Origin of the sequence: Flagellimonas lutaonensis, assembly GCF_000963865.1 — a bacterium.
Classification (GTDB): domain Bacteria; phylum Bacteroidota; class Bacteroidia; order Flavobacteriales; family Flavobacteriaceae; genus Flagellimonas_A; species Flagellimonas_A lutaonensis.
The window spans coordinates 3,009,805-3,024,438 of record NZ_CP011071.1; the positions used below are offsets into that span (position 1 = coordinate 3,009,805).

A 14,634-nucleotide genomic window follows, 5' to 3' on the forward strand; every position below is an offset into this window, starting at 1 on the left:
ACAACATATTTAGAATGTTAGGTAGTAACGAAACAAAACTGTACGGCTTGATCCTTTCGGGTGGCAAGAGCACCCGAATGGGTACTGACAAGGGTTTGCTGAATTACCATGGTATTCCCCAACGTGAATACCTATACGGGCTGCTGGAAAATTTGGGGCTCGATTGTTTTTTGAGTATTCGAACCGAACAGCAGGGCACCGTGCCCGACAATTTTAACACCGTGGTCGACAACAATCGCCACCTCGGCCCTTTCAATGGTATATTGAGCGCACACGATGCCTATCCTGAGGCGGCTTGGCTGGTTTTGGCCTGCGATCTGCCGTTGCTTGACAAGGCCGCACTTAAGAGCTTGGTATTAAAGCGGAATCCCCGAAAACTGGCGACCGCCTACGCTACACAAGCCAGTGGGTTGCCAGAACCATTGGTTGCCATCTGGGAGCCCAAGGGACTACAGCGAGCCAAAGAATACCTCAAGGTTGCGGAAAGCAGTTGTCCAAGAAAATTTTTGATCAATTCCGATATAGATTTGGTATATCCAGAGAAAGACGAAGTGCTTTATAATGCCAATTCATTCACAGAATTTGAATTTGCCAAGTCAAAACTGAGGTAATGGCACAACCACGCTTCATTCGACACCACCAATTGAAGGGTTTTGGCCCCGAAAGCCAGTCAAAGCTTGGGCAGGCCCGTGTATTGATTGTGGGTCTAGGGGGCCTTGGGCTGCCGGTGGCCCAATATTTGAACGCCATGGGTGTGGGTACACTGGGGTTGGTAGAACAAGATCTTATAGAGTACCATAATTTACAGCGACAGCTTCTATATGATGAAAGAGATGTGGGCCGGCCCAAACTAGAAGTGGCCATCGAAAGGTTGGCGAACCAAAACAGGTGTACCAACCTGATATCTTTCGATACCTTTCTCACAAAAACAAATGCCCTGCGGATTGTCGGGGACTTTGACCTGGTGGTCGATGCCACCGATAATTTTGCCACGCGTTACTTGATCAATGACGCCTGTGTTATTTTAAAAAAGCCATTTGTGTACGGTGCCCTGCATGGGTTTGAGGGCCATGTCAGTGTTTTCAACCATGATGGCGGCCCTACCTATCGCTGTTTATTCCCAGAGATGCCCAAGGCGGAAGAAGTGCCTGATTGCAACGAAAATGGGGTTTTAGGGGTGGTGCCCGGTATCATTGGGACATTACAGGCCTTGGAAGTGGTCAAAATAGTGGCGGGGATCGGCAATGTGTTATCGGGCAAATTATTGTTATACGATGGTCTGACCCAAACCACGCAACAAATCGATATCCCCGTAAATCCCCAGAACAAAAAAATCAAAGAGCTGTTGGCATCGTATGGGGCTTCCGATTGTGAAACAGCGTTTTCCATGGAACCTGAAAAGTTTGCCGAGATGGTCAAAAGACAGAAAGTACAGCTGATCGATGTCCGCAATCCAAACGAATACCGTGAATTCCACTTACAGTTGGCCAAGAACATTCCGCTTGCTGAGCTATCCTCAAGGCTTGATGAGATTGATTTCGACCGCCCTGTATATATCATCTGCCAATCAGGAACAAGAAGTGCAAAGGCACTCGCCCGATTAAGGCAAGAGCGCCCCAATGCAGCCATTTTGCATATCTTGGGCGGAATGGACAAAACTGTGCCTTTATGTCTTTAGCCACTGGCGAATTTGTGGGCCTTATAGCCATTTTTTTTGCTGTGGCGTTGCTCTACTCCAGTGTAGGGTTTGGTGGTGGATCTAGTTATTTGGCCATTCTTGCGTTGGTCTTGAGCAGCTTTTTTGTCATTCGTAGCACGGCCCTGTTGTGTAATTTGGCGGTGGTTTTGGGCAGTAGTTACTGGTATTGGCGAGCGGGTCTCTTGCAATTGAAAAAGTTTCTGCCTTTTATTGCCACGAGCATCCCCATGGCTTTTTTAGGTGCGTCGTTTCGACTTGAAGAACGTATTTTTTTCATCATTTTGGGCATATCGCTTATTGGTTCGGCCATTGCCCTTGCTGTTCAGACCATACAGTTAAAAACAAATTATGAACCTAAAAAATACCCATCGTATTTGTCTTACTGCCTAGGTGCCGCCATTGGCCTGCTCTCAGGTTTGGTAGGTATTGGTGGCGGTATTTTTTTGGCCCCGGTTCTGAACTATATGAGGTGGGACCGACCTTTGGTCATCGCGGCATTGGCCAGTTTTTTCATCCTAGTCAATTCGGTTTCGGGCTTGACGGGCTTGGCCATCGCGGGCACTTTTGAATGGTTTTGGCCTGAAATTGCAATGTTGGTGGTTGCCGTGGTCGTGGGAGGGCAACTGGGCGTTCGATTGAGCCTAGGGCAGTTCTCCGCCAAGGCAATACGTTTGGTTACAGCCCTTTTGGTATTGATAGTGGGGCTCAGGGTATTACTGGAAAATGGGTTGCATTTAAATTTATGGGGATGATTTCATTTGAGGAAGCACAAGAGTTGGTATTGAAAACCGCCACTGAATTCAAAACCGAAAAAATCGGTTTAGACCATACCTATGGGCGTGTACTGGCCGAAGATATTCTGGCTGACCGTGATTTCCCGCCCTTTGACAGAGTGACCAAAGACGGGATAGCCATCTCATTTGCCGCTTACGAAAAAGGCACACGCGCGTTTAAGATAGAGGGAATCGCCGCTGCCGGCAACCCGCGATTGGCCTTACAAAACCCAGAAAACTGTTTGGAAGTGATGACGGGCGCCATGCTTCCCAAAGATACCGATACTGTGGTGATGTACGAACATCTTGAAATACATCAGGGGGTTGCTACCATCAAAAAAAGTGTGACCAAGGGGCAGAACATCCACAGAAAGGGCAGCGATGAGCCCATGGGTGCCGTATTGCTCAAAAAGGGCCATAAAATTGAAGCCCCGGAAATAGGAGTGTTGGCCTCAGTTGGCAAATTTAGGGTGGAAGTAAAAAAGCTTCCTGCCATTACAGTAGTTTCAACCGGCAACGAATTGGTGAATGTTGATGAACAACCACTTCCTCACCAAATTAGAAAGTCCAACAGCTTCTCGTTAAAGGCTGCACTAAAGGTTGAAGGTTTAAACTGTAATCTTTTGCATATCAATGATAATGAGTCTGAAATACAGAAAGCCTTGGGTACGGCCTTGATAGAAAGCGATGTGTTGCTTTTGAGCGGGGGCGTCTCCAAAGGAAAATATGACTACCTGCCCGCCATCTTGGAAAAGCTTGCGGTCAAAAACAGTTTTCATCGGGTGGCACAGCGTCCTGGCAAGCCTTTTTGGTTTGGCAAGAGTGCAACGACAAATACAACGGTTTTTGCCTTTCCGGGCAATCCGGCCTCAACATTTGCCAACTACCATGTATATTTTCTGCCATGGCTTCGAAAGTCGCTGGGCCTTTCTACTGCCGAAAAGTGGGTGGCGCTGGCCGAACCTTTTGAAAACAGTACAGATTTGACGCGCCTTATCCGCGCCAAATTGCATTTGAAAGATGGCCGATTAAAAGCTACCTTAGTCATGGGCAATGGATCTGGCGACTTGACCAGTCTTGCCCAATCGAATGCCTTTGTGCGGTTCAAGCCGAATTGCGCCTATGCCGTTGGCGATTTGGTCCCTTTTTACCCCACAAGAAGAATGTTGTGATGACGCATGAGCTAAAAAAAATAATCGTTGCCTTTGAAGCTGCCCAAAAACAGGGATTGAGCGCAGTATTGGCCACTGTGGTCGCTCTGGAAGGTTCTTCGTACCGGCGTCCAGGGGTTCGAATGCTGTTGCTGTCAGATGGCGGTATGGTAGGGGCGGTAAGTGGTGGCTGCGTAGAAAAAGAAGTACTGCGACAGGCTGAAAGTGTTTTTTTGACAGGTGTGCCCAAAGTGATGACCTACGACGGGCGATATCGTTTGGGCTGTGAGGGCATACTCTACATCTTGTTGGAGCCCTTTGCTCCCTCAAAAGACTTTTTGAGCGCTTTCCGGACATATATTACCAAGCGAAAAACCTTTACCATAACCAGCACATTCGAAAAAAAGTATGGTGAAAACAAAGGTTTTGGCTCCTATTTCCATTTTGATGAAGGGATGGGAGTACGCAACGGCTATACGGAAGCATCGAACAGCTATGAGGTTTTTGAACAGACGATGCAACCCTGTTTTAAATTGGTCATTATCGGTGCAGAGCACGATGCCGTTCAATTATGCTCTTATGCTGCGATGACCGGTTGGGAGGTGACCGTTGTGGCCCATCCGAAAGAAGAAAAGTCATTGGACGATTTTAAAGGGGCCGTTCAACTGTTGCAAGCCGTGGGCGATTCGTTGCAACTGGAAGTAGACAAGGAAACCGCCATCGTTTTGATGACGCATAGTTTTGTGAAAGACTTGGAGTACATGATTGCGTTGAAAGAGGCCAAACCTGCTTACTTCGGATTGCTGGGCCCCGCCAGAAGACGTGAAAAATTGTTTGATGAGCTGCTTGAGCGCCATCCCGATATGCCCGAGGCGTTTTTAGAGCAGGTCCATGGTCCGGCCGGATTGGATATTGGTGCTGAGACCCCCCAAGAAATAGCGGTTTCGGTATTGGCAGAAATACTGGCCGTGGTAAACCAAAAAGAACCGATTCTTTTGAAGGAAAAAGTGGGGAGAATCCATACCTGATGCAAGACACCCACCCCAACATCGTAGTATTGGTAATGGCGGCAGGTGGTGCTACCCGAATGGGCAAGATAAAACAACTGCTTCCCTGGAAAGACACCACTTTGTTGAACCACGCCATAGCGCAGGCAAAAGAGGTGTCAAAAGAAATCGTTGTGGTACTGGGTGCCCATTCCGAAGCGATAAAAAAGACCCTGCCCAATGGTGTTGCAGCCACTGTCAACCATCATTGGAAAAGGGGCTTGGGAAATTCAATTGCCCATGGTGTCGGGTTTGTTAGAGAACAATATCAGGCAGATGGTATTTTGGTCATGTTGGCCGACCAGCCTTTGCTCGATAGTACACATTTGAACAGACTGCTTGCCACTTTTCGAAGCGAAAACGTGACCGTGGCCACACAATACGAACATGGGTTTGGTGTACCAACGGTATTTCATCCCTCCATGCTAAACAGGCTACAGCAATTGGACGCTGATAAGGGAGCGGGCAAAATACTCAATGAAAAGACCACCAAACTGAAAAAAATAGCGGCCCCCACACAGACCATCGATATTGACACAGTTGAAGACTATCAAAGAATGCACCAACAATACGGAAAATAATTCGCCAACTATGATGAAATACAATGCGATATTTACAGTTACCTTTCTTTTTTTAAGCGTTTGTGTCGGGGCCCAAGAAATGGGATTCGAGGAGTACAATCCAAAATCCACCTTGGTGGTGCCCGAAAATCCTACCCCAAGGGCCAAATATACCTTTGTAGATGTCCATAGCCATCATTTTCGGATGGAGGAACAGGACCTTTCTGAACTGGTGGCCGACATGAATGCCATGAACATGGGTATCATGGTCAATCTGAGTGGTGGGTCCGGAGAAAAGTTGCAGGCCAAGCTCAAAAATGTAAACGAGCATTACCCGAACCGCTTCGTCATATTTGCCAATGTCGATTTCAAAGGAGTGGGCAGTGCCGATTGGGGAGAAAATGCTGCTGCCCAGCTCGAAGCCGATGTACGGGCCGGGGCCAGGGGCCTAAAGATCTATAAAAGCCTCGGACTTCGCAATAAGGACATCAATGGCAACCGCATTGCCATTGACGACCCCAGACTAGACCCTATTTGGAAGAAATGCGGCGAATTGGGCATACCCGTTCTGATACATTCAGCCGACCCAAAATCGTTTTGAGAGCCGATGGACAGTAACAACGAGCGGTGGCTCGAGCTGAAGACGCGACCAAGAAGAAAACGCTCAGATAGAGATCCCGCTCCCTGGCAGCAGATCATCGATGAGCAGCACAGAATGTTCAAAAAACACCCCAATACCAAATTCATCAATGCGCACATGGGGTGGTATGCCAACAACTTGAAAAAGTTAGGGGAACTGCTTGACGAAATGCCCAACATGTATGTGGGCATTGGGGCCATAATTGCCGAACTGGGCAGGCAACCCAGGTACGCCAAGGCATTTTTTGAAAAATACCAAGATCGTATCCTTTTTGGCAAAGACGCCTGGAACCCCAGTGAGTTTCCAACCTACTTCCGGGTTTTGGAGACCGCTGACGAATACTTTCCCTATTACAAAAAGTATCATGCTTTCTGGAGGATGTACGGTCTTGACCTATCTGACGAGGTGTTGAAAAAGGTGTATTACCAGAATGCACTGAAACTGATTCCTGGGCTTGATTCCACACTGTTTGAGTGAGTTACTGGCAAACGCTTCTGTTTTGGCACATACTTTTGGCAACGATTTGGGCGTTTTATTAGGGATGTGGCCACCCAACCTGACCGTTCATCGAAAAAATGCTCCTTTTTGAACGAATACCATTGGGGAAATTAAACCCTCGGTTGTTTTAAGGGTCAAAAGAGCAAAAAACAAATCCCATGAAAAATCTTAAACGAACTATTACAAGCCTATTTTTGTTCGTTGCGGCAATCGCCGTGACGCATGCACAAGATGTGACCACCATTGAAGCATCATCTGAAGACATCAGTGAAAACCTTAACCTTGAAGCGGTTGCTTCGGTTTTTGGCGATGCCAAGGATCTGGAGGACTTTGAGAAACGATTGAACGACCCAGAAACCCAGATTTCAAACCTCGACTTGAATGAAGACGGGTATGTAGATTATCTGAGAGTAATGGAAACCTCAGAAAATGATACCCATTTGATTGCCATTCAGGCGGTTTTGGGCGAAGATCTTTATCAAGATGTGGCTACCATTGAAGTGGAGAAAGATGGTGACAACACCAGAGTACAAGTTGTGGGCGACGTATATCTATACGGTCCTTCATATATTATTGAACCGGTATATATACGTCCTCCTATTATCTTTACATGGTTCTGGGGCCCATTTTATCGACCGTACCGTTCGGTGTTCTATTGGGGCTTTTACCCCAAGCATTTCCACTTTTGGAAGCCTTTTCACGTACACCACTACCATAAAAACGTGTATGTACACATCAACGTAAAGCACGCCTATAACCATGTAAAGGTTCGACATAGCAAAACAGCCGTGCACCTGCACACCAAAGTGCGTAGAAATGATTTTGCAATCAAATATCCCCACAAAGCACATTCGGTACGGGTAGCGGGCGTAAACAAGGCGAACGGAACCAAAAAGCGTGCAGTGGGTGTTAATCAGGCAGATGGCGACAAATATCGCGCTGCGGGTGTTAACAAGCCTGATGGCACCAAGAAAAGAGTGGCCGGGGTCAATAAGGCCGATGGTACCAAAAAAAGAGCCGCCACGGTAAAGAATCCAGATGGAAGTAGAAAAACGGTTGCCGTAAAAACAAGTTCCGATGGAACGAAAAGGGGAGTGGCCGTCAAGAAGGATGCCAACGGCAACAGAACCGTAAAAACCGGCAAGAAAACAAGCAAAGGGACTAAAAAGGCCAAAAAGTCCAACAGGTCTGGGTCAAAAAAGAAAACAAAGACCTCAAAAAAGAAACGGGGTTAACCGGCTTCATTACATATTCAATTTAAAAGGAGGCCATTTGGCCTCCTTTGTCTGTATTGATTGTCCAAAATCAATCATAATCAGTCGTCACCCTGAAGTAATTTCAGGGTCTTATTATGAACTGTTGAATTGCATAGGGTAAGGAATGCTGAAACAAGTTCAGTATGACAGCAAATTGAGGCATTGAGCATACAGATATTCCGTTTCTAGATGTGCCTCTGTTTATGGGTATTTTCGGCATCGTGCTTCTTTAGCAATTCAATTTCCTGAAAGATTCCGCAGGAAACCTGCTTTTTTACCAACGACTTTTTGGGACTTTTGGCCAGCGCCTCTATTTGTTTGTTCAAGAATTGCATAAGTATTCAGGTTTAGGGAAGATCATTTGGATTTTTTGCTGCTGTTTTTAGCTGTTTTTCAAGATATTGCAGCACGACCATCCAGTTCATTTTAAGAATAAGGGCCGCCGTGGGGGTGTTGTCATCCTCCAGAGCCTGTACAATGGCCTCCATTTGGTTGTCGACATTCTCGTAAATGGAGGCATCCCGTATGAAAGCCTGTTCATAAAATAGGATACGGTGCTTGAGCTTTCTAAAAATCTGAACCAAGATTCGATTGTTACAATACGCCACCAATAGGTCATGAAACCGGAAGCGCGCCTTCAAACGGGCATGATGGGTGTGCGATTGCTGTAGTTGTAGCAAGCTTTTTTTGAGTTCTTTGATGGCCTTTTCATTGTAGGTGGAGTTTTCCAGTGCCATTACCTCAAGTTGTGAAACAGTGGCATACAGGTCTTGCGCTTCCTTTAAGTGCAGTTCGGCCACCACAAAGCCGCGGTTGGGCACCGCCTTTATGATCTGCGATTCTTCCAACTGGCTCAGTGCCTCGCGAATGGGCGTAACGCTGATACCCAGTTTTCTTGACAAAGCGGCCAGATTGATTGTTTTTCCTACGGAAAGCCCACCTTTCTGCATCTCCTTCAGAATAAAATCCTTTACCTGGTCCCTAAGTATTGCAGCGTTGCCCATTTGCAAATCGTATACGATTTCAACGTTCAATTTATGGATTTATTACTGTATATTAGGCGACCTGAAAATTATTTATCGTGAAGCGTTATCTACTGTCAGTATTGTTCTTGTTTTTATTGTCGATTGCCTGTAAGCACACTCCGGCGGTTGACAAAAACCTTAGCCTATATGAGTCGCAACTGTTCAAAGACGTTCAGTTGCAAGCCGTTTTCAAAGATTCCAAGACGTTTGTAGACTTGGTACCAATGGCCTCGATTGCCGAATTGGAGGCAAAATATCTTGAGCAAAAAGAACAACCAGATTTTGACCTGGAAGCATTCGTAAGCGAACATTTCGAGGATCGTTCGATGCGGTCGTTGGCAATATCCACAGACACCACCAAGACAATGTACGAACATATTGGGGATATGTGGGAGAAGCTCGCAAGGGGCCCTGATACCTTGGTGCCCTATTCAAGCCGCATACCCTTGCCGCACCGCTATGTGGTTCCCGGCGGGCGTTTTCAAGAAATCTATTATTGGGATAGCTACTTTACCATTGAAGGCCTATTGGCCGCCAACAAAAAGAGGCTAGCCAAAAGTATGGTTGACAATTTTGCTTTTTTGATAGATTCCCTTGGCTTTATACCCAACGGAACCCGAGACTATTTTTTGACCCGTTCACAACCACCTTTCTTCAGTGTTATGGTAAGTGCGCTGGCCAGAGAAGACAAGAACATGCTCTTGTACTACTTACCAGAGATGGCCAAAGAATATGAATTCTTTATGGCCCATGACAGCATTGATAGGCCGTATGGCGCAGACCAACATGTGGTGCAGATGATCGGCGGCGGACTGTTGAACCGTTATTGGGACAAGGGCGATTCACCTCGACCCGAGGCCTACAAGGAAGACGTTCATCTGGCATCTGAAAAAGCTACTGAGGAAGAAAAGAAGCAACTGTACCGAGATTTACGGTCTGCTGCCGAAAGCGGCTGGGATTTCAGCTCGAGATGGTACCTTGAGGAGGGCGACTTTGCAAGTACTGGCACTACTTCGATTATACCAGTAGATTTAAATTGCCTTTTGTTCCATCTAGAGTGGCAGTTGTCGAAAGCCAGTCGCATGAAAGGTGATAAAGCGGCTGTGGCCCATTTTAGGGGACTCGCCAACCAACGAAAAAACCTGATTCGACAGTATTTATGGAACGAGGAGGTGGGCTACTTCATGGACTTTAACTTCAAAAAGGCCGAGCATACCCCGCATATGACCTTGGCAGGAGCCTTTCCGTTGTTTTTTGGCATTGCCAACAGAGATCAGGCCGAAAAGATAAAGGATGTATTGATGGAGCAATTTCTTAAGGAAGGTGGACTGGTTACCACCCTAAACCATTCCGGCCAGCAATGGGATGCACCTAACGGCTGGGCGCCCCTACAGTGGATGGCCGTCAACGGGCTGTTGGCCTATGGCTACAAAGAAGAGGCCAAAGAAATCATGCAACGTTGGTTGGCATTGAACGAAAAGGTGTTCGAAAACACCGGAAAGATGATGGAAAAATACAATGTGGAAGACCTGTCGCTTCTTTCAGGAGGGGGGGAGTACGAAACCCAAGATGGTTTTGGGTGGACGAACGGCGTGGCCCTCGGATTTAAAAAGATACTAGATGAAATTGAAGCGTCCGAAACTGAATAGTGATTTCTGGAGCTCCGATAAGCTCTTCGGCCTTACGGCCATGCTCATCAGTTTGGTCACGTTGATCATTTTTGTGAAACAGACCAACATAATGGATAAACAGACCCGTTTGTCGGTGTTACCATATCTGATGATTGAGCAAAGTACGAACTCCGAAGCTCATACGATTCAATTGTCATTGGCCAATCATGGCGTGGGGCCTGCCATTATCGAAAGCCGTAAAATTGTTTACGAAAACAAGGAATACGATCAGGATTTTTACACCTTTATGACCGAAAGCCTGCCTGAGCTTGACAGTATCGAACCCTTTAACTGGTCAAACGTTTATAGGGGCATGGCAATTCCTTCAAATGGCCGTGTAACCATGATAGCCATTGGCAGCAATGTTGAGGAGTTTGAAAGGTTTGGAATGATAATGGGCAAACTTCAAAGAGATAAGTCCTTTTATTATGAAATCATCTACAGTTCTATTTATGGAGATAAATGGAAACTGAGCAGTGATTCAGAGGTTCCAGAAAAATTGGATTGATCGAAACCCAGAATAGTATCATATGCCAGCTGGTTATTCAAAAACACCGCTTTTCAAAAAATTGGGTATGAAACCCGGGTTCATCATCCATCTTAGAAACGAACCCATGAATTACTGGAAGCTTTTTGAACTGTTGCCCCCTGACATTGAGGTAATGGAAAACCCAATACAGGAATCCGTGGATTTTGTACACCTGTTCTGCACCACGCAAAACGAATTGCAAAAAGAGGCTGAACCGTGCAAAATATTGCTTAAAAGAACGGAATGCTTTGGGTGAGCTGGCCAAAGGGAAGATCCGGAATACATGCCGATTTAAAGCGTGACCCTATTCGTGAACACCTCTTGTCCATTGGTTTGGTCGATACCAAGGTAGCCGCCATTGATGATGATTGGAGCGGACTCAAATTTATGTACCGCCTCAAGGATAGATAGCACTCCATTTTTAACAATTACCCCTGTATAAACTAGCGGTTTTTGGTTATCTTCAGACAATTTTTTAACCAAAAACCTATCAAAAATGAGATTATGTCTTAAGGGCCTGTTGGCCTTGCTGCTACTTTTTATATCGTTTACCGGTTTTTCGCAAGAAAAAGAGCCCGATATCTATGCTGGGCTGAAATTTCGAAATTTAGGTCCGGCACTGACCTCAGGTCGAATTGCCGATATTGCCATCCATCCCGAAAATGAAAATATTTGGTATATCGCAGTGGGATCGGGCGGCTTGTGGAAAACCATCAATGCGGGCACGACCTTCGAGCCCATTTTTGATAAGGAAAAAAGCTATTCCATCGGATGTGTGACCATAGACCCCAACAATCCGGCCACTGTATGGGTGGGCACCGGTGAAAATGTCGGGGGCCGCCACGTGGGCTTTGGCGATGGCATCTATGTAAGCCATGATGAGGGCAAGACTTGGAAGAATATGGGCCTAAAAGCCTCCGAACATATTTCGAAGATCATAGTACATCCCGATAACTCCGACAAAATCTATGTGGCCGTTCAAGGGCCCTTATGGAGCAAGGGTGGCGAACGGGGTTTTTACCTTTCTGAAGACGGTGGAAATACTTGGACCAAGACATTGGGCAATGATGAATGGACGGGGGTGACCGATATTGTAATGGACCCCAACGACCCCAGTACGCTCTATGCCGCCACTTGGGACAGGCATCGAACGGTTGCCGCTTATATGGGCGGTGGTCCAGGATCGGGAATCCATAAAAGTATCGATGGCGGTCAAACGTGGACAAAATTGACGCAGGGCATCCCAAAATCCAACTTGGGAAAAATCGGCTTGGCCATCTCACCCTTTGATAGCGATGTTATCTACGCCGCCATAGAACTCGACCGTAAAAAGGGAGGGGTCTACATCTCGGAAAACGGTGGGGCCTCTTGGTCAAAACAATCCGATGCCGTTTCAGGTGGCACGGGGCCGCACTACTATCAAGAATTGTATGCCTCGCCACACCAAGAAGGGCGTTTGTACCTAATGAGCAATTATGTGCAGGTTTCAGATGACCATGGCAAAACGTTCAAGTTCATGAACGAAAAGAAAAAGCATGTCGACAGCCATGCGATGGCTTTTAAAAAAGACGATCCCAACTATGTGTTGTTTGGCACTGATGGTGGGCTGTACGAGTCGTATGACCTGACCAAGACCTGGCGCTATTTTTCCAATTTGCCCGTTACGCAGTACTACAAGGTGGCTGTTGATGATTCAGAACCTTTTTACAATATCTATGGGGGTACCCAAGACAATGGTTCGCATGGTGGGCCATCGAGAACCACCAGTGCCGAAGGCATTTATAACCATGATTGGTGGATAACCCTTGGGGCCGACGGCCACCAATCTGCCACCGAACCGGGCAACCCCGATATTACCTATGGCGAATTTCAACAAGGATGGTTATGGCGTATTGACCAGACCACTGGGGAGACGGTCTTCATCCAACCCCAACCGGCAGAGGGCGAGCCGCACGAACGCTTCAATTGGGATGCACCGATTTTGGTAAGTCCGCATAAGCCCACGCGTTTGTACTTTGCTTCCTACCGTGTTTGGAAATCTGAAGACCGTGGCGATTCTTGGACGGCCATTTCAGATGATTTGACACGAAATGAAGAACGGTTGACATTGCCCATCATGGGCAAACAGCAAAGCTGGGACAACCCGTGGGATGTTGATGCCATGAGCAATTACAACACCATCACCTCGCTTGCAGAATCGCCCAAACAAGAAGGGCTTATCTATGCCGGTACCGACGATGGCATTCTTCAGGTAACCGAAGATGGCGGAAACAGCTGGCGCAAAATAATGCTTGGCAGTATCAAAGGCGTGCCCAACCGCGCCTTTGTAAACGATGTACGGGCAGACCTTTACGATGCCAACACGGTGTATCTGGTGCTCGACAACCACAAAGAGGGCGACTTTAAACCCTATTTATTGAAGAGCACCGACAAGGGGCGCACTTGGACCTTCATCAGCGGCAATCTGCCAAAACAACTGCTTACATGGCGTATTGTGCAAGACCATGTTGACAAAGACCTATTGTTTGCCGCTACGGAGTTCGGTATCTATTTTACAAAGGACGGGGGTAAAAACTGGAAACAACTCAAAGGGGGAGTGCCCACCATTTCTTTTAGGGACATCACCATTCAGCGTAGGGAAAACGACTTGGTAGGGGCTTCTTTCGGCAGGGGATTCTTTGTATTGGATGATATTACCCCGATTCGTGAGTTCGACCCATCGAAAAAAAGTGAAGTGCAGTTTTTCAATACGCGTCCCGCCTATTGGTACGTGCCAAAAGAGGGGGTTTACGGACAGGGAAACAATACATGGGTGGCCGAGAACCCGCCTTTTGGAGCCGTGTTCACCTATTATCTTCCCCAGAAATATGAGTCGTTGAAAGAGCAGCGCACCAAGAAAGAAAAAGAACTCACCAAGCAAGATGCCAACATTCCCTTCCCCGGATGGGAAGCCTTGCAAGAAGAGAAGCACCAAGAAGGCCCCGAGCTATTGCTGATGGTCAAAGATGCCCAGGGCAATTTGGTCAACACCGTGAAGGGAAGCAATAAAAAAGGGTTCAACCGTGTGGCCTGGAATTTGACCCATGCCAACAGAAGCGGGGTGCCCTTGAAAGCCCCCAAACCAGGCGATGACGACGAGGGCTTTTCCGGGTCACCTTATATGGCCACCCCGGGCACCTACTCGGCTACCCTTTATAAAAAAGTGGAGGGCGAATTAACACAGCTGGCCGGCCCCATGGAGTTTGAGGTCAAAAAATTGCGCGATGGGGCCTTGCCACCCAAGCCCACCAGTGAAATAGATGCGTTTAGGGAAGATTTCCAGGCGTTTCAGCAAGACCTGATGGCTACGAACACTACTTTGGAAAAAAGTCTCAAGAAGGTCGATGCCATGAAACGGGCCTTCAAACAGGCAAAACGCCCCACGAACGACCTTTATACCAAAATACATACGGCCAAAGAAAAGCTGCTTGACCTCCAAACCGTTATAAAAGGCAATGCAGCCAAAAACGAAGTAGGCGAGCGCAACGCGCCCAGCCCCAACGACGGGTCGTTTATCGGTTTTGTGGCCTTGAACAACACCTATGGCCCAACCGAAAGCCATAAAAAGGCCTTTGCGCGGGCACAAAAACAGTTGAACGAGGTCAAATCAGATTTGAGAACTTTGGTCGAGACCACCTTGCCCGTGCTTGAGACGGAGTTGAAATCAGCCGGCGCCCCATGGATTGAGGGACAAGGGCTTAGATAACCATAGGGAGTAAAAAGATTTGAATAGTCGGAATGGCATTTT

Annotated in this window: 14 protein-coding genes and 1 pseudogene; 13 read left to right on the forward strand and 2 right to left on the reverse strand. The window is 47.1% G+C overall.

Features of this window, described 5'->3' with window-relative positions; all coding sequences use genetic code 11:
* Positions 1–14: 14 nt before the first annotated feature.
* From VC82_RS13920 to VC82_RS15330, 8 genes and pseudogenes are all read left to right on the forward strand, one after another.
* Positions 15–611: an NTP transferase domain-containing protein gene (locus VC82_RS13920; protein WP_045802905.1), complete on the forward strand. Its 597-nt coding sequence runs from the start codon at positions 15–17 to the stop codon at positions 609–611.
* Positions 611–1,678, forward strand: a complete 1,068-nt coding sequence (locus VC82_RS13925) for a HesA/MoeB/ThiF family protein (RefSeq protein WP_045802906.1) — start codon at positions 611–613, stop codon at positions 1,676–1,678. Before VC82_RS13920 ends, VC82_RS13925 begins: the two co-directional genes overlap by 1 nt.
* A complete protein-coding gene (locus VC82_RS13930) occupies positions 1,669–2,451 on the forward strand; it encodes a sulfite exporter TauE/SafE family protein (RefSeq protein WP_045802907.1) in 783 nt (260 codons plus the stop codon). The genes VC82_RS13925 and VC82_RS13930 overlap by 10 nt, the downstream gene beginning before the upstream one ends.
* Positions 2,448–3,644: a molybdopterin molybdotransferase MoeA gene (locus VC82_RS13935; RefSeq protein ID WP_045802908.1), complete on the forward strand. Its 1,197-nt coding sequence runs from the start codon at positions 2,448–2,450 to the stop codon at positions 3,642–3,644. The genes VC82_RS13930 and VC82_RS13935 overlap by 4 nt, the downstream gene beginning before the upstream one ends.
* Complete coding sequence (locus VC82_RS13940; RefSeq protein ID WP_045802909.1) at positions 3,644–4,651, forward strand: XdhC family protein; 1,008 nt, start codon at positions 3,644–3,646, stop codon at positions 4,649–4,651. The genes VC82_RS13935 and VC82_RS13940 overlap by 1 nt, the downstream gene beginning before the upstream one ends.
* Positions 4,651–5,250 (forward strand): nucleotidyltransferase family protein, encoded by a 600-nt coding sequence (locus VC82_RS13945; protein WP_045802910.1) that lies wholly within the window; start codon positions 4,651–4,653, stop codon positions 5,248–5,250. Before VC82_RS13940 ends, VC82_RS13945 begins: the two co-directional genes overlap by 1 nt.
* Before the next feature lie 244 nt (positions 5,251–5,494).
* A pseudogene (locus tag VC82_RS13950) lies at positions 5,495–6,346 on the forward strand (amidohydrolase family protein).
* Between the two features lie 179 nt (positions 6,347–6,525).
* Positions 6,526–7,602 (forward strand): hypothetical protein, encoded by a 1,077-nt coding sequence (locus VC82_RS15330; protein WP_052699057.1) that lies wholly within the window; start codon positions 6,526–6,528, stop codon positions 7,600–7,602.
* Between the two features lie 206 nt (positions 7,603–7,808).
* On the opposite strand, the gene VC82_RS15690 is transcribed toward VC82_RS15330, so the two are convergent.
* Together VC82_RS15690 and VC82_RS13960 are read right to left on the reverse strand one after the other, a co-directional pair.
* On the reverse strand, positions 7,809–7,958 hold the full coding sequence (locus tag VC82_RS15690) for a hypothetical protein (protein ID WP_170218329.1): 150 nt from the start codon (positions 7,956–7,958) through the stop codon (positions 7,809–7,811).
* Between the two features lie 12 nt (positions 7,959–7,970).
* Positions 7,971–8,657, reverse strand: coding sequence for a GntR family transcriptional regulator (locus tag VC82_RS13960; RefSeq protein WP_245615914.1), 687 nt, complete (start codon positions 8,655–8,657; stop codon positions 7,971–7,973).
* Between the two features lie 47 nt (positions 8,658–8,704).
* Here VC82_RS13960 and treF point away from each other — a divergent pair, with 47 nt between their 5' ends.
* From treF to VC82_RS13980, 5 genes are all read left to right on the forward strand, one after another.
* Positions 8,705–10,297, forward strand: a complete 1,593-nt coding sequence (gene treF / locus VC82_RS13965; RefSeq protein WP_245615915.1) for an alpha,alpha-trehalase TreF — start codon at positions 8,705–8,707, stop codon at positions 10,295–10,297.
* Positions 10,269–10,826 carry a hypothetical protein gene (locus tag VC82_RS13970; protein WP_052699059.1) on the forward strand — a complete coding sequence of 186 codons (558 nt, stop codon included), beginning with the start codon at positions 10,269–10,271 and terminating at the stop codon, positions 10,824–10,826. The genes treF and VC82_RS13970 overlap by 29 nt, the downstream gene beginning before the upstream one ends.
* A gap of 67 nt (positions 10,827–10,893) precedes the next feature.
* Positions 10,894–11,103, forward strand: coding sequence for a hypothetical protein (locus VC82_RS13975; protein WP_157518136.1), 210 nt, complete (start codon positions 10,894–10,896; stop codon positions 11,101–11,103).
* Entirely contained in the window at positions 11,091–11,258 is a 168-nt protein-coding gene (locus VC82_RS15600) for a hypothetical protein (RefSeq protein WP_157518139.1), read from the forward strand. Before VC82_RS13975 ends, VC82_RS15600 begins: the two co-directional genes overlap by 13 nt.
* 85 nt (positions 11,259–11,343) lie before the next feature.
* A complete protein-coding gene (locus tag VC82_RS13980; RefSeq protein ID WP_045802912.1) occupies positions 11,344–14,592 on the forward strand; it encodes a VPS10 domain-containing protein in 3,249 nt (1,082 codons plus the stop codon).
* The last annotated feature ends 42 nt before the right edge of the window (positions 14,593–14,634 follow it).

Excerpts from the sequence above, each read along its gene's own strand:
- VC82_RS13920 (WP_045802905.1), top strand. The coding sequence starts at position 15 with ATGTTAGGTAGTAACGAAACAAAACTGTACGGCTTGATCCTTTCGGGT.
- VC82_RS13925 (WP_045802906.1), top strand. The coding sequence starts at position 611 with ATGGCACAACCACGCTTCATTCGACACCACCAATTGAAGGGTTTTGGC.
- VC82_RS13930 (WP_045802907.1), top strand. The coding sequence starts at position 1,669 with ATGTCTTTAGCCACTGGCGAATTTGTGGGCCTTATAGCCATTTTTTTT.
- VC82_RS13935 (WP_045802908.1), top strand. The coding sequence starts at position 2,448 with ATGATTTCATTTGAGGAAGCACAAGAGTTGGTATTGAAAACCGCCACT.
- VC82_RS13940 (WP_045802909.1), top strand. The coding sequence starts at position 3,644 with ATGACGCATGAGCTAAAAAAAATAATCGTTGCCTTTGAAGCTGCCCAA.
- VC82_RS13945 (WP_045802910.1), top strand. The coding sequence starts at position 4,651 with ATGCAAGACACCCACCCCAACATCGTAGTATTGGTAATGGCGGCAGGT.
- VC82_RS15330 (WP_052699057.1), top strand. The coding sequence starts at position 6,526 with ATGAAAAATCTTAAACGAACTATTACAAGCCTATTTTTGTTCGTTGCG.
- VC82_RS15690 (WP_170218329.1), bottom strand. The coding sequence starts at position 7,958 with ATGCAATTCTTGAACAAACAAATAGAGGCGCTGGCCAAAAGTCCCAAA.
- VC82_RS13970 (WP_052699059.1), top strand. The coding sequence starts at position 10,269 with ATGAAATTGAAGCGTCCGAAACTGAATAGTGATTTCTGGAGCTCCGAT.
- VC82_RS13975 (WP_157518136.1), top strand. The coding sequence starts at position 10,894 with ATGAAACCCGGGTTCATCATCCATCTTAGAAACGAACCCATGAATTAC.
- VC82_RS15600 (WP_157518139.1), top strand. The coding sequence starts at position 11,091 with ATGCTTTGGGTGAGCTGGCCAAAGGGAAGATCCGGAATACATGCCGAT.
- VC82_RS13980 (WP_045802912.1), top strand. The coding sequence starts at position 11,344 with ATGAGATTATGTCTTAAGGGCCTGTTGGCCTTGCTGCTACTTTTTATA.